Raw genomic sequence first — 20,634 nt, forward strand, 5'->3', positions numbered from 1 at the left:
CGTTCGTCCTGAGCCAGGATCAAACTCTCAAATTAATGATGAGTTCTAAAAAGCTCATTTAAAGTTGTTCAAAAATTTATTTGCTAGCGAATTGACTTCGCAAATGTTTGCTCTTGATTCAAGATCAAGAGACCCTACACATTTGATTCGTCGAAACTTTGTTCAGTTTTCAAAGGTCTAATTCGTTAAGTTGATTAGCTCAACACAACTGTTTTATAATAGCATCTCAATTAAAGCTTGTCAACAACTTTTTTCAAGTTATTGAATATCTATGCAATTGAGAAGCGGCTGATTTAATCACTTAACAACCGCCGTCGCAAGCCACTAAAGTGGTTCGCAACAACAAGATATATCTTAGCATGCCATTCAAAGCCTGTCAACAAGTTTTTAACTCAATGAATATTTATTCATAGCCACTAAAAACTAGAAAAGATACTAACTCGTTGCTGTCAAGCCATTTACCGGCTCTCTCGCAGCGACAAGATATATCTTATCAAGTATTACTATACAGGTCAAGCCTAAATTACAAATTATTTATAAAAATCTTCCATTGGTGACGTCTGCCCTACGTTAACGCTACGGAATAACTCGTGTAACGCCCGTGCTGGCACTAAAAACAGATTATGTTGTGCCAACCGTTGTTCAACTGCCGCCGTCATATTAACGTGATTAAACACGAATAGGTCAACCTTTTCATCGCCAATCATCGCAATGCTCGAGTCGTATAACCGCAAACGATCAACTTCAATTCCAACTGAATGGCGTAGCTCATACAACATCGACGCTAATGGACTTTGCCCGTCACGCACCGTTAAATGATAAAAACAGTACGCACCCTGCCGATCCTTAGTCACTAAAAACCGCGTTCCCTGTTCATCATTTTGAATAATTGTCCCGGCAACTTGCTTACTCACTTCACACCCTCCTCAGCATCTAACCGCTTTAACGAATCCGCAATCCAGCCGTCTAGGTGGGTTGCAATCGGTGTAAACCCAGCGTGGACGTGCCGATTGGTCCAAAAATGTTTATGCCTAAAGGTTTTATAAATCTCCAAATCACTAGTAGTGTGATGCGGTTGCTGTTCAACGCAGCGTAACGACAGACTAATCTTGCCGGTGTACTCGTCAATATCTAAAATGATGACGTCAACCGTCTGGCCAACCTTCAAAAAGTCGCCAATGCTCTTAACGTAGCCTTCATGACATTCTGAAATGTGAATCAATCCCTGGTGATCAGCATCCAGTGTGACAAATGCCCCGTATGGTTGAATGCCCGTAATCCGTCCGTGGACCCGCATTCCAATTCGATAGTTACTCATAACGACTCCTTTCCACTCACGAATAACGTGAACTTAATAATTGTAAATATTATACCCTGAATAAGCATTTTTTCAAAATCCGCTCATCTCTGCTTCCAAACTAAAAGGGACGCTCCCTTAACGGAAAACGTCCCTCCGAACACTAATCATCAATAGTAATCGTTTCAATCACAACGTCTTTGACCGGCTTATCCTGCATGCCGGTCTTCATCGCCGCGATCTTATCAACAACGTCCATTCCTTGACTAACCGCACCGAAAACGGTGTGGCGGAAATCTAACCACGGCGTCCCACCATTACCATAAGCGGCAATGATTTCGTCGGGATAGCCCGCTTGTTTCATCTGATCAGCCATCCCAGCGTCTAACTGTGGCTTTTGAACGATGAAGAATTGGCTACCATTAGTGTTCGGACCCGCGTTCGCCATTGATAAAGCACCACGTAAGTTGAACACTTCTTGTGAAAATTCATCTTCAAACGGTTGGCCCCAAATGCTCTCGCCGCCCATGCCAGTACCGGTCGGATCGCCACCCTGAATCATAAAATCAGGAATGACCCGGTGAAAGATGATGCCATCGTAATAGCCCTTCTTTGCTAAACTAACAAAGTTTTCAACACTTTTAGGGGCTTGTTCAGGAAATAACTGAACAAAAATGTCACCCGCGTTGGTTTTAATCGTTGCTTTCGGTCCCTTGACCTGCGCTAAATCTAATTGTGGATACGCCACAAAAATCACCCGTTTTCTACATAGATTACCTCGATAATACAAGAGAAGCCGCTTAAAAGCTAGTAATTTGTTAGGTTTTCGTAGCGATTAGGCGCTTGCCATAGTAATTTCAGCCTTTTTCTGCTATCCTCGGTAACAGCATAAGTCAGACATTTATGGAGGTAACCATGAGTTTTCTAATTGATTTCGTGCTTCACATTGATGAACACTTAGTCACCATTGTTAACAGCTTTGGGATTTGGACCTATCTAATCCTTTTTGCCATTATTTTCATTGAAACCGGCGCGGTAATCTTACCGTTCCTCCCGGGGGACTCGCTGCTCTTCGCCGCCTGTGCCCTGGCGGCTAACCCGACTTACGGGCTGCACGTCTGGTCGTTTATCGCGCTCTTCTTAGTGGCCGCCCTGGCTGGAGACTCGCTAAACTTCTGGATTGGCCATTCACTCGGTGAACGCCTCACCCAGACATCCTGGTTTGGTCGCCTGATCAATCAGAAGCAACTTGCGAAGTCGGAGAAGTTCTTCGAAAAACACGGCGGTATCACCGTCACAATCGCCCGCTTCATGCCAATCATCCGGACCTTTGTCCCGTTCGTCGCAGCTAGCAGTCGGATGGCTTACACGCAGTTCATCCGCTACAACGTGATTGGCTGCATCCTCTGGGTCATACTCTGTTGCGGTGGCGGTTACTTCTTTGGTAACATTCCCTTCGTTAAAGCCCACTTTTCCTTCGTCGTTCTCGGTATTATCCTGGTTTCACTCATTCCGGCTATCTTATCGGCCCTGCGCGCACGGCTCGGTAAAGTGCCCGCCAATGACGAAGATTAATTCAAAAATAGCGTTGCTAGCTCATCACTAGCAACGCTATTTTTTTAATCAAGTGCCGTTTTACCAACGGACAATAGGTAGGCAAACGCCCACTCAATAATGATGAACGCCAGCACAAAACACTGTAAGAAAAACGTGTCTGGTAAGACCAGTATGATTCGGTCGACTAACGGATCAAATAACCAGTCCGAGTTACGAAACAACACCCGGTGGAAGAAAACGAAAAACTGGTCAAAATTAACCGCCATCATGGCAACGACGACCGGGGGAACCCACAGCGCCGCCTGCATTGGCAAAATCAACCGCCACAGCTGCCGCGATTTTTTGAGATCCCGCCAAAAGTAATAGCAGACCACGCTCGTCACGATAAACACCGCGTACGTCAGCATAAACAGCTGCTTAACATCGGCGAAGTGGCCCAACGCCGCCGCTGAATCCGTAAAATCAGTCATTTTTAACCGGCTGACCCACGGGAAATTTAGGTACGCGAGCAGTTGATAGTAATTTTGCATCAGCCGACCCAACGATAAGTTGACGACCGCCCCTAACTTTTGACTGGTGGCGTTTAGCCAATACAGCCAACTAGCATTGATCGTCAAAATAACGGTCCCACTGATCAACCACAAGTAAAGGCCGAGCCACTGGCCCCACTGTTTAACTTTATTTAACCACACCATTTTCCAAATCCCATTCATCGAGTGAGTTAACAACTTGCGTCGGCTGAACCGCCTGCTTAGCCACTAGTTCCGGGGTCGACACCCCCGTATAAACCAACAGTGAATCCATCTTAAAATTAATGGCTGCCGAAATATCGGTCATGTAGTTATCACCGACCATAACACAGTCGCACTTATCCAGCCCAATTCGCTGGACGGCCTTTTCCATAATGATCGTCTCGGGTTTACCGACATAGGTCGCCTTTTGCTGGGTCGCCCGCTCGACCATCGCAATCACCGAACCAGCTCCCGGCACTAAGCCCCGCTCATTTGGCAAGTTCGTATCGGCGTTGGTACCGATAAACTTCGCTCCGCGCTTAATCGCTAACGTTGCGAGTTCAAACTTATGGTAAGTGGCATCATAGTCAAGTCCAACAATCACGTAACGCGGTGTCACTTCGTTAAACTTAAAGCCCTTATCCAACATGGCACCCTTTAAACCAAGCTCGCCGATCACGTACATCGTCTTTTCACCGGCCCCCGCTAACTCGGTCACGTAGTCCGCAGTCGCCAAAGCCGCCGTGTACACGTGGTCCGGGGTTACGTGGATGTCGTGGTTCGTTGCCAAGTTTTCCGCAACGTCCGCCGGTGACTTGGTCGTATTATTGGTAACCAACAAAAAATCCGTGCCACTGGCCTGCAAGCGTTCAATAAAACGCTTGGCCGCGGGAATCCGTTCCCGACCGCGGTAAACCGTTCCGTCTAAATCAATTAAATATCCCTTATACTTACCCAATCAAAAATCCCTCTCTACTTCTGGCGAATTGTAAAGTGCCGCTTTGCACTCGCCTGCTTACTTGTCTTGACCTGCTTCCCACTACCCGGTTTAACCTTTGCGGGAGTCCGCTTTTTCTCGGTAAACGGTGCGGCCTTCTGCTTAGTCGTAAAGTTACGCCCCTTACGCCGTTGCTGTTTACTGCGGCTGCTTGCCCGGGTGCTGCGCGAACGGGAATGCCCATTGCCGCCACGTTTATGCCGCCGTTCATCCTTACGCGGGTGCGCCGACCGTTTTGGTTTGATGACCCGTTCATTTTTCAAAATAAAGTAAGCACAGCCAAAATTACAGTATTCGTACAAATAATCCTGAACGGCACCGATGGTCTGGGCCCGCTGCACATCCTTCATGTCGTCCCGATAAAAACCTTTCAGTCGTAACTGTTCAAAGCCCCAGTCCCCCACAACGTAATCGTATTTGTTCAGGATTGGGCTAAAGCGTTCAACAAACTTGTCCAAGACGAACGCCTGGTGATAGTCATAAACAATTTCAAACGGGTGTTTATTGACCTCAACGTGGGTCTTGTCAGTCCGGAGACCGTGATATAAATTTTTTCGCCGTTCAGCTTGCTGTTCAGCTAATTCGTCAATATGTTCGCGATTCACACGGACACCACCTTTCTATGTTAACGGCCACTTTGCCGACAAATAGTCACCAACGACCGTCCGCAAAAATGCGTCAAATAAAATTTCTGTCCGCCCACTAATGTTAATGGTCGGGAAGAACGGGATAAAGAGGTGGTGATCCAACAACGCGATTTGATACTCACGTTCGAAGTCTACCGCCGTCCCGTTCACTAATAATCGATGTTGTTCAGGTTGCCACTCCAACCCTTGGTACTGAATATAGCCAAAAACCTGACCGCGAAAGCCCATTCCTTGAATATGGTACTTATTCAAAAATGGTCGCACTAATTCCATTTCATAAACGAGTCGCCAGAGGTCGCGGCCCTTTAAGGTGACCCGAATCACGTGCATGGCGTGCGGTAACATCGTGTGTAAATCATTACGATTAACCGTTCCCGCCGGTAAATCACGCATAAACAGCCCGCCGTTCAGCATGCCCAGTTCGGTACCGGCATAGGCCGTAATCGCTTCAAGGCCGAGCGCCGTCAACTGACTAGCGTGGTGCCAGTGCGGGCGTAATTGCGCCGGTGAGCGGGCAATCACCCGGTCAGTTAGTAACTGGGCACCGTAACGTTGCCACCGAGTAATTTCGTCCTGATCGGTTGGCATGGCCGGCAAATCCGTCGTCGTCACCGTGGCCGCGTTGGCTGCCGTCACCCGATGTTGCTCATCTAACGTCAACGTAATTTTACCCACATGCTGCCCGTACTTACCGGCCGCCGCGAGTAAAACGCCGTGATCTAATTCACCGTTAACTAATAAGTGGTGAGTATGACTACCAATAATGACGTCAATCGTTGGAAAATGTTTCGCCAACCAGCGGTCAACGTTGAGTCCGAGGTGCGATAGAACCACTAAGACGTCGAATTGCCCCGCGTAAGCGCGTAACAACTCGGGTAGTCGGTCCGAAACGCGTTGCGGCGTCCAACCATTCAACGGGTAGGTCATCGTAAACGGTGCCGTGAACGCCAGCAAGAGGACCCGCGTCCCGGATGCCGTCGTAATAATTTTTGCCGGCTGGGCCCAATCCGGTTGCTGACCCGTCCGCGCGTCCACCAGGTTATCCAAAACAACGTCAAAATTGGCGTCCTGATATAACCGGTCCAACTCCGTGTGGGTCAACCCCAGGCCTTCATTATTACCGATCGTCACGGCGTCGTACTTAATTTGGTTTAACAGTTCAACGTTAGCCCGACCACGCGTCGCCTCCGACAGCGGGTGGGCCCGGTCGACCGCGTCGCCCAAATCGACCGTGATTACTGCCCGACCGGTTTCACGGCTGATCATTTGCTGATCCAGCAAGTAACGCCGAATTCGCGGCCAGTTTTCAAAGTGTGAGTGGATATCGTTCGTATGCAAAATCGTGATGGCTTCACTCAAGTCCGTCGCTCCCATCCATTATCTCCGTTAATCCTAAAGCATTCACCAACCCCGGTCAAGCACCCTACCGCCGTTTAGCAAAATCAACCGTTTTACCGGTGACCATCTGCTCAATTTCGGCTAACGAAAACGGCGCACCAAACGGGACGGAATGGTCTAAATAGTCAGTTTCGGGCGTGTCAACTCCCACGTTGATGTTCTCCTTCGCGTTGACGGCGTAATGGTGGATGTGACCGTGCAAGTTGATAATCTGCTTAACGATCCCCAACATCATCGGGTAATGGGTCATGTAATATTGCCGGTGATCATACTTGATCAGTACGCCCACGTCGTGAAACTCATATTTGGGTTGTCCGTTTACCTGCGGGTCATGCGCCGCTAAGTACTTAAAGAAAGCGCGTGAATCGTGGTTACCCTTAATAAACACGATTTTACCGTTCAACTGACTTAGAATGGCCGCGACCCGTTGATAGGACAGCTTCGCTGGTCGCGTAAAATACAGGGCAACGTCCCCGAGGTGATAAACCGTGTCCCGGTCCGTCACGCGGGCGTTCCAATGATCAATAATTGTCTGATTCATCGTCGCAACGTCGGCAAACGGCCGCGGCGCAAAGTCGTTCATCCCCAACAAGTCAGCGTGATAAAAATGCGTATCAGAAGTAAAATATTGCATCGTTCAACCTCGATTCCGAATAAGTTTAGTTAGCTTTAATTGTACCGCTAGTTGCTAAAAAGCGCACCGCTGACTACGGCGCAAGTTTCGCCAACGGAACGTAAAGAAGCTGTGGCTTTAGCCACAGCTTCACTAAACTAAATTTAATTGTTTAAGTTTAATTAGTCGTCGTTTTCTTTCATTTCCGCGACCCGGCCACGCACCCGGTCACCAACAAACTTGACAACGTACAAACCGCCGATCCAAATCAGGGACGCAATTAACGCAATCAGCGTTTCCGACTTCAAGCAAAGTACAACCGCGATAAACGCTAGAAAGGCCAACACAAAGTAGTCGGAAAGCGGGTAAAGCGGCATCTTGAACTTAACTGCGTGGTGTTTGCCGACCCGCTGACGGTACTTAAGGTGCGCTAACACAATGGCGCCCCAAATGAAAATAAAGCAGGTCGTTGAAACACTGGCAATTAGTGAAAAGACCTTGCCCGGCATCAACAGGTTCAGAATAACGGACAATCCAATCACTGCGGTCGAGACGAATAACGCGTTGCGCGGTACCTGGCTCGCGGATAGCTTGCCCATCTTCTTGGAAAATTTCGACTGACCACCGTACGTTAATGAGAACAACATCCGGCCCGTACTGAACAATGCACTGTTACAGCTAGAAGCCGCGGCGGTTAGAACCACGAAGTTAATGATGGCCGCCGCTGAACGAATTCCTAAGTTCGAAAAAACCTGAACAAACGGGCTGTGCGCAGCGGAAAAGTATTGCCACGGGTACATACTCATTAAGAAGAATAGTGAGCCAACGTAAAATAAGATAATCCGAACGGGAATATCGTTAATGGCCTTTGGAATGACGTGCTTAGGATCCGCAGTTTCTGACGCGGTCATCCCAACCATTTCAATCCCGATAAAGCTAAACAGGACCATTTGAAATGATAACACCAAGCCCTTAAAGCCGTGCGGCATAAAACCGCCGTAATTGACTAAGTTACCGAAACCAGCGTGGCCGACCGGTGTTTTAACACTAAAGACGACCATGCCAATACCGACTAAGATCAGGGCCACGATGGCCACAATCTTGACGATGGCAAACCAAAACTCAGTCTCCCCAAAGGCCGAGACGTTAATCGAGTTCAAACCGAGTAAGAGAATCAAGATGACCAGTCCTGGTAGCCACTGTGGTAACTTTGGCCACCAAAACTGCATGTACTCACCAGCGGCGGTAATTTCCGCCATGGCAATCGTGATCCAACAAACCCAGTAGGTCCAGCCAGCCACGAAGCCGGCCCGTTCACCTAAATACTGTTTAATAAAATCGATATACGAATGCGTGTTCAAATCGGAAAGCAATAACTCACCGAGTGCCCGCATTAATAAGAAACACACCAGGCCGGTGACCAAGTAGGCAATCAAAATGGATGGCCCGGCCAAGTGGATTGACTGGCCGGCACCTAAGAATAAGCCGGTCCCAATCGTACCGCCAATGGCAATTAATTGAACGTGACGGCTTTTCAACCCGCGCGAAAGTTGACCCTTCGCGGGTTGGTTATTTTCTGTCTTCATTTCAGCACTCCCCTTGGCGCATATTATACCGAGGATTTAAAACACGTTCAAAAGCCGACCCTCCCAAGTTTTTAATTATTGGTATAGTCCAAAAGTGTTAAAGAATGCTGACGCTTACGTCCCCAATTGATTGCTAAAACCACTGTTGGCGGGCACCATGCCGGATAGTCCTGCGGGTTGCTTAACAAACTAACTTACATGAATCAGGTGAACTTATGACATACATTGATGAATAAATTTCACTTTACCCCTAATTAAGCTAAAAAAACTGACCAGGACACGGGGCCCTGATCAGTTCAGTCGGTTTTCTTCAAGTTTAGGTGACTAGCGACCGTGGCCGACCCGCTCCACGTCGCGGGCAATCATCAATTCCTCATCGGTCGGAATCAATAACGACCGGATCGTTGCGTTTGGACAACTCAAATCGCGCTCGACCCCGCTGACCTGATTCCGATCAGCATCAATTTCAACGCCGAAGTAACTAAGTTGATCAGCAATGCGTTGCCGCATCCGTGCGTCGCGTTCACCAATCCCGGCCGTAAAGACCAGCGCATCCGCGCCGCCCAACTCTGCGAGGTAGGCCCCGACGTACTTAACGATTCGGTTGACGAAAATGTCGATGGCCAACCGGGCCCGTTCATCGTGATCATAACGGGCTTCTAGTTCTTGCATATCCGCCGAACCAGCCAGACCTAACAATCCCGATTGCGTATTCAAAATCGACAACATTTTTTCCGGATCGGTCACGTGCAACTTTTGCATCAAGAATGCGACTAGCGACGGGTCAACGTCACCGGAGCGGGTCGCCATCGTAATCCCAGCTAGCGGCGTGAAGCCCATCGACGTATCGTAACTTTGACCATTCTTGATGGCCGTGATCGAGCTCCCCGCACCTAAGTGTAACGTGATTAGCTTCAGTTCCGATAACGGCCGGTCTAAAAATTTGGCTGCCCGCACCGCCACGTAGCGGTGACTCGTTCCGTGGGCCCCAAAGCGCCGGGCACCATATTGTTGATAATACTCATAAGGTAATGAGTACAAATAATTAATCTGCGGCATCGACGCGTGAAAGGCGGTGTCAAAAACGGCCACGGCCGGAACGTTGGGCAATAAGCGCTTAAACGCTCGGATTCCAACCGCGTTGGCTGGATTATGCAGTGGCGCGTATTCAGCTAGCGCGTCGATTTTAGCGAGTACAGAATCGGTTATTAAGACCGAGTCGTGAAACAGCTCACCACCGGCTACGACCCGGTGGCCAATGCCAGTAATTTCATCATACCGTTCAATAATGTGTAACTTGATCAGCTCATCAAGAATAATGTTGACCGCTGTTTGGTGATCAGCAACTTGTTCAGTTTCTTGATAATCATGGTCCAAACCATAGCGGATATGAACCGGCGATTGCGCCAAGCCGATGCGTTCAACCGCCCCGCTGGCAATCACCCGCTCAGCCGGCATTTCAAATAATTTAAATTTCAGCGTGGAACTTCCCGCGTTAATGGCAATCGTTTTGCCCACAGTCTCGCCCCCTACCGATGAATATTCTGACCGACCCACTCGTCGATCTGCGCCGTAAAGGCCTCAAAGGCTTTCACGTCTTCAAAGGACGGAAATTCACCCAGCAAGACTTTACCTGCTTGTTGGGCACCCTGACCATGCTTTTGCAAGACCACTAACGACTTTCGCGATTGCTCATCTAAAAATAGATTTTTCGGTAAGTTCAGTAAGCCTTGCAAGTAAGCGGCGGTTCCCATCCACTTGATCAGGCCCTGAGATTCCTGGGACTTAAAGATTGTCGTTGGAACTAGGAAGACCCCCCAGCCGCCTGGCTCTAATTGGCCTAACGCCTGTTCCATCATCAAATGGTGGACGTATGAATGGCCGTTAGTTGCGCGGGTCTTAAAGTTCTTAACCCGTTCATCAAGTGGGTAGTAGCCGACCGGCAAATCGCCAATCGCCACGGTCGCCTTGGGAATCAGGAGTGGGTCCAGGGCGTCTTGGTGAAACAGTTCAACCGCCGAGCCCTGTAAATCCATACTCATCGCTGCCACTGCGAGCTGGTTATCATCGTTGTCGACCCCGTAACCTTGAATCGTGGTTTTTCGGTTAGCCTGCAGCTGGTTCATCACGGTCGTGAGAAGGTTACCAGTACCGACCGCAATGTCCAGGATACGGAGTTGGTCCGTTTGACCAACTAACTTTGCAATCAAGTACGCTGTTAGCAGCCCGATTGAATCCGGCGTCATTTGGTGGTTCGGGTCCACGCGGTCGTTATGAATGGCCTTTAGCAGGGCCAGCTGAACTGCCCGCCGAATGGTTTCGGCGTCGTACTGCTTTAAATTAACACTTTGATAAAGTTGGCGTAACTGGGCTACGTGCGCCGCGTCCGGTTGTCCGTCCTCAACGTGCACCGTTTGGCTCACGAGGTTATCACCGGTTTCAATTAGCGCATCCACATAGGAAACGGCTAGTTGTTGCATTAAAATTGTGACTGACTGATCGAAAACTTTAAATAACGTTTCGGTTTCTGATTGTGCCAGAATGCTCACCCCATTCGAAATAATTAAATCCTTATCAATACTAACGACTTTAAAAGGTGAGTTCAAGCACAAGCCCCAGCGGAAAGGCAAAAACTTAGTCGTTTCTCATCGCCCCAGTTGCTTTAACGCTGTCCACGGCCGTTTCGGGGTGACGAAACGCTTCGATGACCAACCCGTAAACCCGTTGCCGGTCCAAATAGGTCGCGTAGCGCTGCATTTCAAAGGCGGTCCCAATCAGGAGGAAACTAATGACTGAGACGAGTAGAATCCCCGGGCGCTTCTTCATGACTGACCTCCCCCTTTACATCCGGTAAAAGCAACCGGGCTCGTAACCGCTGCCCACCAGTAATCGTAATCGTCATCTGGTGATCGCGGGTAAACTTAAAGCTGGTCACGTGGCGCATTAGGTGAATCATCCCGTTGTTCGGCGTCTTTAATACTAACCACTGGGCCTTGGGGAAGTAGCTTAAAAAATAAATCTTACTTGGCGGTTCGGCTGGCGTCATTGGCCGCCGTACCAGCTTAACGCCTCGTTCCTGATTATCATATTTCATTGCCACCCCCAACCGGTGGTCCGGATTTTCTAGCTCGCGCAACATTAAATACCAGTCGATCGTGGCCGGTTGATCCTGAACGTGGCGTTGTAATTCATTAAACCCCTGAAAGAAAAACGGGCTCGTTAAGGCCAATATAATCAACGCCGTCGCGACCTCGACCAGTGTATACCCGCTAACTTTTTTCATTGGTCACTGCCATTTGCTGGACTTCGTAATCGTAACGGGCTCGCTGAACCTGGTGAACCATTCGCTGTTCCCCCCGCCGCATCAAAAGTTCTAAGCTTTCAAAACTGAGAATACCGCCTACTAGGAGGCCCAGACTGACAATCGTTTCCAACAGGATAAACCCCGATTGTGTTTTAAATCGGTGCAACTTGATACGCCCCCCATCCCATTAACGCGTTGAATTTTAGTTGGTGCTGCGGGTCTAACGTTGACGAAAGCAGCACTTTGGCCAATTGCGGGTGGCCGTTGCGATAGATGATGATTTTCTTGTCAGTTAGCACGTGCAGCGTCGGTGGTAATGTTAAACGGGTCACCGGCACGGATTGCCCCAACTGGACGTGTTGACTAAACTGGACGTCATTATTTATCGCTGAAAAAACGACGTCGCGGCGTTGGCCACTCGTACTGGCAATTAGCACGTTGCGCTTCCACAGCGTGTCAAAGTGCTGCCAGAAAAGAGTTTCCGCGTTACGCTGGTGTTGGCGGGTCGGTAAGCGGTTGACGGTCAACACCAGCAAACTGCTCAATATTCCGAGTGTGATTACGGCTTCCAGTAGCGTAAAGCCCCTACTTTTGCGACGCATCATCGTCATTTACTGGCAGGTACGCCTTGTTTTCCGCGCGTTGCACTTGATCTTCATCCAAATAGTGGGCTTCTTTTAATTCATCCAGGGTGACACTACTTACCGGTCGATTCTTTTCCGCAGCGTAAGCCTTCGCCTGATTTTTAACCACCCGACTGAGGGCCGCGTCTGAACGCTTCATCGCTACTTCACGTTGCCGATTTAAATTCGGGATTAATATCAGCATCATCACCGAAATTATTCCCAATACAATTACCAACTCGATTAGTGTGAACCCTTCTTGCGGAGCCGCCGCCCGCTTGATTGCCTGCTTAATTTTCATCATTTCAACATGTCTCCCATCGATTGATAAAGTGGTAGTAACACGGACAAGTAGGTGCCTAAAATCACTGAAGCCACAATCAGGAAAAAGATTGGTTGGATCCAGCTAATCCCGCGGTTTAACTTCCGGATCAACTGGTTATACTGTAGGCTGGCAAAATACAACAGTTCCCGACTCATCCGTTCGGCCGGGCTGGCTTTACTGACGAGTAAGGCCAGTTCATTCGGCAATAAGCAATCTGCCTTGATGGTAGTCACTAAGGTCTGACCTGCTAGTAATGCCCGTTCAATTGCCCGTCCCTGTTGTGCGAGAAGTGCCCGCTCATCGAATTGGCGACTGACTTCACAAATCGCCCGGATGCCCAGACCACCGGATAGTAGCATTCCGGCATTCAACGTCAGGTAATAGCCGGTATAAGTCGTCACCACCGGACCAACGATTGGCCACCTGGCCAGTCGCTGGTAGCGTTCACGCGTGGGTAACCGTTTTAGCTGCCAATAAACCAGCCCACCCACAATTCCCAGGCCGACCACGACTACCACTAAGCCGCCAACGAGCCGTGACGGACCACCACTCCCCGCGCTAAAGTTCGGTAAAATCGCAAACTGGACCATCGCTAGGGTTGCAAACACCATTATTAACAACAACGCCGGGTACTGTAATAGTCGCCGAACTTGGCGGGCCTGTTCCGCTCGGGTTCGCATTAGCTGGCCCGATTGGCGTAAAGTCGTTGCCAGTTGGCCGTGAATTTCCGCAATCAACAATTGGTAGTACAGGTCGACCGCTACGTAGGGACGCAAAGCCGCCGCCAATCCTTGGCCGGCAGCTAACTGTGCAATCGTTGCTTTCAGCGGTCGGTAACGGGCGCCGTTGATATCCACGATGAAGCGCATCGCGGCTTGTAAAGAAAAACCGTTATTTAGTAAGTCCGCCAACGTTTCAAACAGCGTCGCCTGAACAGATGGTCGTAGGCGTTTAGGCGCCTTTGAGTTCTGCCGCCAGCGCGGGCGTAAGCCGCTTTGCATCAAGTTGTTCATCGATCAATTGCCCCCATTTCACCGTCATGAGTCGGTCGGTCGTGGTCAGTAAGTCGGTGCTTACCGGCGCGATGTCGAATAAGGTAGCTGGTTGCCCATCCGTTAAGGTAACCAGTCGCTGATACACCGCCGCACGGAGTGTTTCTCCCAACAGCGCGGGCGCCACCCCCAACTGGGTCAAGCGGGCGGGAATCCCGTAAACACCACGCGCGTGCAACGTACTTAACACCAGGTGACCACTCAGCGCCGCCTGAACCGCAATTTGCGCCGTCTTGGCGTCACGGATCTCACCAATAATAAAAACGTCGGGGTGGTGCCGTAACCCCACCTTCAATAGCTCGGGATACGCCATCTGGGCCGTCGGGTTGACCTGTAGTTGTAAGAAGGCCGGCTCGTACACTTCCACCGGGTCTTCAATCGTCATCACCACCCGTTTACCACGGAGCTCGCGGGCTAAATCGTACATCGTCGAGGTCTTCCCCGACCCCATCGGCCCGCTGAACAAAATCAATCCCGACCCCCGCAACAACGTCCGTAACTGCTCGCGCTGCCCCGGAATCAGGTACCGGAACTGCTGGTTATCTAGTGCGTATAACAACCGCACCACCAGCGACTCCCGGTCCAAAAAATCACCAACCGTCGAAATCCGCAAATCTAACCGCTGGCCCCCCACCATCACGTTCATCGCTCCCAACTGTGGTCGCCGGTGATCACTAATGGCCATGTTACTGCGGTACTTAACGTGGTTGATCAGGCGCTCCGCACTGGCCGTATCCAACGTCATCAGCGGTTGCAGGTGACCAGCCGCTTGAATACTGACTTGGTAGCCGGATTGGGCTGGTAACCAATAAATATCACTCGCACGTGACCGCATCGCAGCCTTGATAATCGTCATCATCTCAGTTTCAATCGTCATTAATTGCCTCACCATCCTTCTATTATTTAACTGCGTAGCACGCGTCATTTTTCGCGAAAAAAAAGACGTGAATTGAAATTAATCAATTCACGTCAAACCGTTGAATTAGTCTGGGTAGTTAGCGGCTTCGTATACTTCAGAAACGTCGTCGTTATCTTCTAATTCGTCGATCAAGTGTTGTAACTTTTCAACTTTATCAGCTGGAACGTCGGTCAAGTTTTCAGGAATCATCGTTAATTCCGCCGTTTCCAACTTGTAACCGGCCTTTTCAAGGGCGTCACGAACCGCAGCTAATTGCTTAGGATCCGTGTAAATTTCAAACGCTTCGTCGCTTGATTGTAAATCATCGCCACCAGCATCTAAAACGTCCATTAACATGGTATCTTCGTCCGTATCAAGGTCTTCACGGCTGATCACAATGTAACCTTTGCGGTCGAACATGTAGCTAACGGCACCAGTCGCAGCTAAGGAGCCACCGGAATGGGTGAACGCTGAACGCACCGCAGCGGCCGTCCGGTTCTTGTTATCGGTTAACGCGTGAACTAGCACGGCAATCCCACCAGGACCGTAACCTTCATAAGTGACTTCTTCGTAATTTTCAGCGCCGGCGCCACTACCTTTATCAACCGCCCGTTTAATATTATCCTTAGGCATGTTGGCAGCTTTCGCCTTATCCATTACTAACCGTAATTGCGCGTTAGAATCAGGATCAGGACCCCCGGCTTTAACAGCCATGTAAAGTTCACGGGAGATTTTTTGGAAAACCTTTCCACGTTTAGCATCTTGGGCGTTTTTACGGCCTTGAATGTTATGCCATTTTGAATGTCCTGACATGTGTGACTCCTTCTTTCCGTATTTAATCGAATTTATGTTTAAGCATACGCATAGTATAATAGCAAATCAGACCGCCAATTTCAAGGTCTAGACCCGACATCGTACGCCAAATCAAAAACAAAGCTTCGTCCACCCTAAACCGGCTGGCGAAGCGCCCCCGCACCCCACGCTAGTTGCACGGACTAACGCGGCCCCGACCGTTCAGGGGTAAAACTCCTCCTATATTAATTTAGTTTCGTCTTAGCCAATTCGTACTCGCGACCTGTTGCCACGCGCCTTTATTATTATAAGTTAAATTATTATAATATCAAACGCGAATTATAAAAATCTCGTTACGGCTTCAAATAGGCCGCGCCGGACGCCTGCAACGTCACAATCCGCGCCACACCGGCCGGTACAACGACGACCCCGGTCGGTAGCATGGACGCCGTTAACTGGTGGCTAACCATGGCGTTATGACAAGCATCAATCTCAACCCCGGTAGCCAATAACGGCTGCCAAGCGGCCGTTGTTAAGCTAGTGATTGCCGGGCCGTTGACCACCACGATGACTTCGGTTGCCGGTAGAGCCACCTGCAAATTTCGAACGTTGCCAACCGCCAGCGCAACCCGCTTGGGATCATCCACGTGAACGACGACCTTAGTCATTAACAGCGCCCCCTTCTAATTGGCGGACTTCCAGTGACCGTAAATAATGGTAACTACGCAACATGTTGCCGCAAGTCGCATCGCGTTCATCGGGAACCTCATAAATCATCGTCGCCCGCGGGTTCAATACCGGTAAGACCCGCTGCCAATCGATCAATCCCTGCCCCAACGGTAAACTATCGTGCCGTTGCCCGAGTGAATCCACCAAGTGGTAGTGCTGAATCAACGGGGCCAAGCGTTTGAGTGCCAGCATTGTTAACGCCATGTCGCCGTGCAAGCCGATAAAGAGGTGGCTCAGGTCACAAACGAGCGGCAGCTGTTGCTGGATGATCAACTCATCTAACTGCGGATCACCGTACATAAAACTCGGCGTCACCCCGTTCTCAAACATGACGTGCCCGTTTGCTTGGTGCATTAACTGGGTCAACCGTTGCAAAACGGTCGCCCGGGCCGCCGCTAGCGATGGCATCTGCTTAATTAACGTCTCGCCGCCGTAGCCCCCGTGCACCAAAATTTTAACGTCCAATTCTTGGGCTAGATCCAATAACTGATCCGTCGAGGCGTGCAAAAATTCCGCCGCTTGTGGTTGTAATTCCGGGTCTAATAACGGGTCCAGGTGGTAGCCAGCGTACTTCATCGGGTGGTGAATAATAATCTTTGCCGTGCTATTTTCCTGCACAAACCGCACCGCGGCCTTTAACGTTTTAAACGCAGCTGGTTGAAAATCAGCCGCAGCCGTGTAAAACTCAAAGACTTGTGGCCGGTATTGCAGCCGGTCGGCTAATTGTTCCGGATTCGCGGCCGCCTTCAACCCCAACTGGACTTTACCAGGTCGGGCCGGTAGCTTAAACTTTGCCATGTCATCCATCCTTCCTCACCGGTTCTAACCAAAAAAGGTTCAGAACCGAAGTTCCAAACCTAGTATAACGCAGTCATTAATCAACCGCCGTTAATTAATAAAGCGGACTTAGTTGACCGTTTCGCCCTCGTCGGACTTGGTCGAGTCACGCCGCACAATCCCGTAAGGCAAAATAACGGCCTTTTCATCTAATTCCTTGTCGTTCATTAACTTCGTCAACATCCGCATGGCCACCGCACCAATATCGTAAAGTGGTTGGGTAATCGACGTGATCGCTGGCCGGGTAATTTGGGTCACGATGGTGTTATTACTCGTCACAACTTCCAGGTCATTCGGCACATTAATGCCGGATTCCATGCTGGCATTGATGATACCGGCAGCCATTTCATCGTCACCAACGAACACGGCCGTCGCACCACTATCCGCAATAACTGGTTGCAACTTCTTACCCGCATCGTAAGAGTAGCCGGCTTCGTAAACCAAGGCGTCGTCATAAGGGAGCTTAGCCTTATTGAGCGCCCGCTTGTAACCCGCCAAGCGGTATTCGGTATTGATGGACTGTGAAAGAGATCCGAGGGCTAACGCGATCTTCTTGTGCCCGTGATTAATCAAGTTCGTCACCGCTTCTTCAACGGCGGCCGCGTAGTCGCTGTTGACACTCGGCGTATCCCCAGCCGGATCAACCGTCCCTGCCAGTACAACCGGTGCCTTAGCTCGCTTGAATTCGGCCCGTAACTTATCGTCAACGTGGTTTCCCATGAAGATAATCCCGTCGACCTGCTTAGCCATCAACGTGTTTAATACGTTAACTTCCTGTTCACTAGCATCGTCGGAGTTCGTCAGGATAATGTTGTACTTGTACATCATCGCGATGTCATCGATCCCACGCGCAAGCGAGGCAAAGTAAATGTTGGTCACGTCCGGAATAATCACCCCGACCGTCGTTGAGCGCTTGCTTGCTAACCCCCGCGCAACCGCGTTTGGCCGGTAATCTAACCGTTCAATGACGGCCAACACCTTTTTACGAGTGGCCGGTTTCACGTTAGGATTCCCATTTACTACCCGTGAAACGGTTGCCATTGAAACGGCGGCTTCACGCGCGACGTCATAAATCGTAACTGTCTGTTTTTCCATAGAATATAGCCCTTTCTTACTTGGTATCATTTGTTTTCATGCGTTTTCATGCAACATCAACCAATATAGCAAAATACCCGTGGTGATGCAACTTTAGAATGCTATTGAAATCGCTTTCATGAAAATAATAACCTACTTATTTTCAAAAAGCAAGATTTTACATCACTTCCGTCCACTTTTTCACTCGGAATTCACAGCTTTTTATTAGAAAGAGCGCTATACTGGAGTTATAGCACGATTTAAATTATTTTGAGGAGTGATTGAAGTGGCAGATTACAGCAAACTGCAACAAGTCCGTCAGTGGACGGCCGAGAACCACGTTGACGTCACCTACGTCAGCAACTTCCATACAATTTCATACCTAACCGGGTTTGAGAGCAACCCGTACGAACGGACGCTCGCCCTGTTGATTTTCGCGGACGCCGAACCCTTCATGTTCGCACCCGCACTGGAAGTCGAAGCCATCAAGGAAATGGGCTGGCCATACAAGGTCTTTGGTTACTTAGACCACGAAGACCCGTACGCTTTGATTGCCGACCACGTGCGTGCAACTTTGACCGACCCCAAGACGTGGGCCGTTGAAGGCGACAACTTAACGATCGACCGGTTCAAAGGGATTCAAAAGCAGTTCCCAGCCGCTAATTTTGACCACAACTTGTCCCCTTACATTCAAAAATTACGCTTGGTCAAAACGGCCGACGAACTCGAAAAATTAAACGTTGCCGGTGAATGGGCCGACTTCGCCTTTGAACACGGGTTTGCCGCCGTTAAGGCCGGCCGGACCGAACAGCAAATTGCCGCCGAACTGCAATACGCCCTGATGCAAAAGGGCATCATGGAAATGAGTTTCGGTACCCTGGTTCAAGCTGGTGAACACGCAGCTAACCCGCACGGTGCCACCAACGAAACCCAGGTCAAACCAAACGAATTAGTGCTCTTCGACCTCGGTGTCATGTACAAGGGCTACGCTTCCGACGCGTCGCGGACGATTGCTTACGGCCAACCAACCGCTAAACAAAAAGAAATTTACGACGTTTGTCTTGAAGCCCAGTTAACGGCACAAGCCGCCGTTAAGCCAGGTATGGCCGCTGAAGACGTCGACAAGCTTGCGCGCGACGTTATCACCAAGGCTGGTTACGGCGAATACTTCATTCACCGCCTCGGGCACGGGATCGGTCAGACCGACCACGAATTTCCATCAATCATGGCGGGCAACCACATGCCGTTAGTTGAAGGGATGTGCTTCTCCATTGAACCTGGGATTTACATTCCGGGCGTTGCCGGTGTCCGGATTGAAGACTGTGGGGTCGTTACTAAGGAAGGTTTCAAGCCATTCACCCACCTTTCAAAAGACTTAAAGATTTTAGACTTATAAACCAATTAAAAACGAGCGACCAGACAAATTAAGCTGGTCGCTCGTTTTTTAATCGTCGTTATTTTTGATCATCGGTGGCTGAATCTGAATCGGCCGCTGCATCACTATCGGCATCATTAGTGGCTGCCACTGAATCAGCTGGCGCGCTTTCACTGCTTACCGCGTCATCAAATGCCGCTGACCCGTCAATCACGATGTCATCACCGTTATCGTCATCCGCATCGGCTTCGACCTTTTCAAGTTCGGAGCGTAAACTATCAGTGGCTTGATCGAGGCTAGCACCGAAGTTGTCGCCGTCGCTGTCCTTGTCCGCACGGTACTGATCCGCAAAGTCAGCAACTTTTTCCTTTGCATCTTCGAACTGCTGACTGGCTTCGACTTTAAAATCTTCCGCCGCGTCATTGGCGTAAAAAGCGTAATCAATCGCGCGGTCCTTGAAGTTTGCTAACCCGCGTTGGGCCCGCTCCTTCAGTTCCGCTTTCTTTTGATCATCCATCTTCACGAAGGCGGTTGCGATGGCCGCGCTACCCACGGCTAAACCAAATAAGAATCCCTTTTTTGACATAATTAAGACTCCTCACTATTATTTTTTGAACGCCGGTTCCGGTAGACATCGAAGGCGGCTTTACCGACCTTGCTGGCGCTGGAGAACTTGTGCCGTTTTTCGTTGGACTTACCAATTTTCTCCGTCAGGTCACGGGTCGCCGCGTTAAGGTCCGAAACGCTCTGACCCAAGTCACCCATTGCCTGAAAGGCTGGATCAATCGTGGCCACCTTACCATTGACGTCCTTCAACAATTCGTTGGCGTTCGCCATAATTTTTTCGGTCTGGTGCGACAGGGCGTCCACGTCATCCGTGATGGTACCTAGGCTCCGATTGACTTCCCCCATGGTCTTGGTAATCCGAATCAGGAATATCCCAATAAAGATTACTAACAATAAAAACGCAATGGCGGCAATAATGCCCGCAATGTGTGTAATCATGTGCAAATTCCTC

26 protein-coding genes are annotated in these 20,634 nt (G+C 49.7%); 2 read left to right on the forward strand and 24 right to left on the reverse strand.

From position 1 onward, the window contains the following. Positions 1 to 530 precede the first annotated feature (530 nt). From FFM82_RS00710 to FFM82_RS00720, 3 genes are all read right to left on the reverse strand, one after another. The gene (locus FFM82_RS00710; RefSeq protein WP_137643949.1) at positions 531 to 914 is read right to left on the reverse strand and encodes a hypothetical protein; all 384 of its coding nucleotides are present in this window, start codon (positions 912 to 914) and stop codon (positions 531 to 533) included. Further along, positions 911 to 1,318, reverse strand: coding sequence for a CvfD/Ygs/GSP13 family RNA-binding post-transcriptional regulator (locus FFM82_RS00715; protein ID WP_137643950.1), 408 nt, complete (start codon positions 1,316 to 1,318; stop codon positions 911 to 913). Before FFM82_RS00715 ends, FFM82_RS00710 begins: the two co-directional genes overlap by 4 nt. 142 nt (positions 1,319 to 1,460) lie before the next feature. Continuing rightward, the gene (locus FFM82_RS00720; RefSeq protein ID WP_137643951.1) at positions 1,461 to 2,045 is read right to left on the reverse strand and encodes a peptidylprolyl isomerase; all 585 of its coding nucleotides are present in this window, start codon (positions 2,043 to 2,045) and stop codon (positions 1,461 to 1,463) included. Between the two features lie 167 nt (positions 2,046 to 2,212). Between FFM82_RS00720 and FFM82_RS00725 the strand changes: the two genes are divergently transcribed. Next, positions 2,213 to 2,872 carry a VTT domain-containing protein gene (locus FFM82_RS00725; RefSeq protein WP_137643952.1) on the forward strand — a complete coding sequence of 220 codons (660 nt, stop codon included), beginning with the start codon at positions 2,213 to 2,215 and terminating at the stop codon, positions 2,870 to 2,872. Between the two features lie 44 nt (positions 2,873 to 2,916). Here FFM82_RS00725 and FFM82_RS00730 read toward each other — a convergent pair whose 3' ends face one another. The 19 genes from FFM82_RS00730 to ccpA form a co-directional block, all read right to left on the reverse strand. Next, the gene (locus FFM82_RS00730; protein ID WP_137643953.1) at positions 2,917 to 3,549 is read right to left on the reverse strand and encodes a TIGR01906 family membrane protein; all 633 of its coding nucleotides are present in this window, start codon (positions 3,547 to 3,549) and stop codon (positions 2,917 to 2,919) included. Beyond that, positions 3,533 to 4,324, reverse strand: a complete 792-nt coding sequence (locus FFM82_RS00735) for a TIGR01457 family HAD-type hydrolase (RefSeq protein WP_137643954.1) — start codon at positions 4,322 to 4,324, stop codon at positions 3,533 to 3,535. The genes FFM82_RS00730 and FFM82_RS00735 overlap by 17 nt, the downstream gene beginning before the upstream one ends. 14 nt (positions 4,325 to 4,338) lie before the next feature. Beyond that, the gene (locus tag FFM82_RS00740) at positions 4,339 to 4,968 is read right to left on the reverse strand and encodes a YutD family protein (RefSeq protein WP_137643955.1); all 630 of its coding nucleotides are present in this window, start codon (positions 4,966 to 4,968) and stop codon (positions 4,339 to 4,341) included. 15 nt (positions 4,969 to 4,983) lie between these two features. After that, positions 4,984 to 6,369, reverse strand: a complete 1,386-nt coding sequence (locus FFM82_RS00745) for a bifunctional metallophosphatase/5'-nucleotidase (RefSeq protein ID WP_137643956.1) — start codon at positions 6,367 to 6,369, stop codon at positions 4,984 to 4,986. A 64-nt stretch (positions 6,370 to 6,433) separates the two neighbouring features. Beyond that, a complete protein-coding gene (locus tag FFM82_RS00750; RefSeq protein WP_137643957.1) occupies positions 6,434 to 7,042 on the reverse strand; it encodes a metallophosphoesterase in 609 nt (202 codons plus the stop codon). Between the two features lie 161 nt (positions 7,043 to 7,203). Then, a complete protein-coding gene (locus FFM82_RS00755; RefSeq protein ID WP_137643958.1) occupies positions 7,204 to 8,607 on the reverse strand; it encodes an amino acid permease in 1,404 nt (467 codons plus the stop codon). Positions 8,608 to 8,931: 324 nt separating this feature from the next. Beyond that, positions 8,932 to 10,125, reverse strand: a complete 1,194-nt coding sequence (locus FFM82_RS00760; RefSeq protein ID WP_137643959.1) for an acetate/propionate family kinase — start codon at positions 10,123 to 10,125, stop codon at positions 8,932 to 8,934. Positions 10,126 to 10,136: 11 nt separating this feature from the next. Beyond that, positions 10,137 to 11,147 (reverse strand): class I SAM-dependent methyltransferase, encoded by a 1,011-nt coding sequence (locus FFM82_RS00765; RefSeq protein ID WP_137644077.1) that lies wholly within the window; start codon positions 11,145 to 11,147, stop codon positions 10,137 to 10,139. Positions 11,148 to 11,241: 94 nt separating this feature from the next. After that, positions 11,242 to 11,433 (reverse strand): hypothetical protein, encoded by a 192-nt coding sequence (locus tag FFM82_RS00770; RefSeq protein WP_137643960.1) that lies wholly within the window; start codon positions 11,431 to 11,433, stop codon positions 11,242 to 11,244. After that, positions 11,393 to 11,890, reverse strand: a complete 498-nt coding sequence (locus FFM82_RS00775; protein ID WP_137643961.1) for a hypothetical protein — start codon at positions 11,888 to 11,890, stop codon at positions 11,393 to 11,395. Before FFM82_RS00775 ends, FFM82_RS00770 begins: the two co-directional genes overlap by 41 nt. After that, positions 11,877 to 12,077 (reverse strand): histidine kinase, encoded by a 201-nt coding sequence (locus FFM82_RS00780; protein ID WP_137643962.1) that lies wholly within the window; start codon positions 12,075 to 12,077, stop codon positions 11,877 to 11,879. The genes FFM82_RS00775 and FFM82_RS00780 overlap by 14 nt, the downstream gene beginning before the upstream one ends. Next, complete coding sequence (locus FFM82_RS00785; protein ID WP_225425565.1) at positions 12,064 to 12,516, reverse strand: prepilin-type N-terminal cleavage/methylation domain-containing protein; 453 nt, start codon at positions 12,514 to 12,516, stop codon at positions 12,064 to 12,066. Before FFM82_RS00785 ends, FFM82_RS00780 begins: the two co-directional genes overlap by 14 nt. Then, a complete protein-coding gene (comGC, locus tag FFM82_RS00790) occupies positions 12,497 to 12,838 on the reverse strand; it encodes a competence type IV pilus major pilin ComGC (RefSeq protein ID WP_225425566.1) in 342 nt (113 codons plus the stop codon). Before comGC ends, FFM82_RS00785 begins: the two co-directional genes overlap by 20 nt. After that, entirely contained in the window at positions 12,835 to 13,872 is a 1,038-nt protein-coding gene (locus FFM82_RS00795) for a type II secretion system F family protein (protein ID WP_225425567.1), read from the reverse strand. The genes comGC and FFM82_RS00795 overlap by 4 nt, the downstream gene beginning before the upstream one ends. Then, positions 13,811 to 14,788 (reverse strand): competence type IV pilus ATPase ComGA, encoded by a 978-nt coding sequence (comGA, locus tag FFM82_RS00800; RefSeq protein ID WP_137643964.1) that lies wholly within the window; start codon positions 14,786 to 14,788, stop codon positions 13,811 to 13,813. The genes FFM82_RS00795 and comGA overlap by 62 nt, the downstream gene beginning before the upstream one ends. Positions 14,789 to 14,893: 105 nt before the next feature. After that, entirely contained in the window at positions 14,894 to 15,622 is a 729-nt protein-coding gene (locus FFM82_RS00805) for a YebC/PmpR family DNA-binding transcriptional regulator (protein WP_137643965.1), read from the reverse strand. A gap of 332 nt (positions 15,623 to 15,954) precedes the next feature. Next, the gene (locus FFM82_RS00810; RefSeq protein WP_137643966.1) at positions 15,955 to 16,269 is read right to left on the reverse strand and encodes a DsrE family protein; all 315 of its coding nucleotides are present in this window, start codon (positions 16,267 to 16,269) and stop codon (positions 15,955 to 15,957) included. Beyond that, positions 16,262 to 17,128, reverse strand: a complete 867-nt coding sequence (locus tag FFM82_RS00815; protein ID WP_137643967.1) for a sugar phosphate isomerase/epimerase family protein — start codon at positions 17,126 to 17,128, stop codon at positions 16,262 to 16,264. The genes FFM82_RS00810 and FFM82_RS00815 overlap by 8 nt, the downstream gene beginning before the upstream one ends. Positions 17,129 to 17,236: 108 nt before the next feature. Further along, on the reverse strand, positions 17,237 to 18,262 hold the full coding sequence (gene ccpA, locus FFM82_RS00820) for a catabolite control protein A (protein WP_137643968.1): 1,026 nt from the start codon (positions 18,260 to 18,262) through the stop codon (positions 17,237 to 17,239). A 265-nt stretch (positions 18,263 to 18,527) separates the two neighbouring features. On the opposite strand from ccpA, the gene FFM82_RS00825 reads away from it, so the two are divergent. Then, positions 18,528 to 19,637 carry a M24 family metallopeptidase gene (locus FFM82_RS00825; protein ID WP_137643969.1) on the forward strand — a complete coding sequence of 370 codons (1,110 nt, stop codon included), beginning with the start codon at positions 18,528 to 18,530 and terminating at the stop codon, positions 19,635 to 19,637. 58 nt (positions 19,638 to 19,695) lie between these two features. Here the strand turns inward: FFM82_RS00825 and FFM82_RS00830 are convergent, their stop codons facing one another. Beyond that, complete coding sequence (locus tag FFM82_RS00830; protein WP_137643970.1) at positions 19,696 to 20,202, reverse strand: YtxH domain-containing protein; 507 nt, start codon at positions 20,200 to 20,202, stop codon at positions 19,696 to 19,698. A gap of 2 nt (positions 20,203 to 20,204) precedes the next feature. Beyond that, positions 20,205 to 20,621, reverse strand: a complete 417-nt coding sequence (locus FFM82_RS00835; protein WP_137643971.1) for a DUF948 domain-containing protein — start codon at positions 20,619 to 20,621, stop codon at positions 20,205 to 20,207. Positions 20,622 to 20,634 lie beyond the last annotated feature (13 nt).

Source organism: Lactiplantibacillus plajomi (genome assembly GCF_005405405.1).
In the GTDB taxonomy this organism is placed as follows: domain Bacteria; phylum Bacillota; class Bacilli; order Lactobacillales; family Lactobacillaceae; genus Lactiplantibacillus; species Lactiplantibacillus plajomi.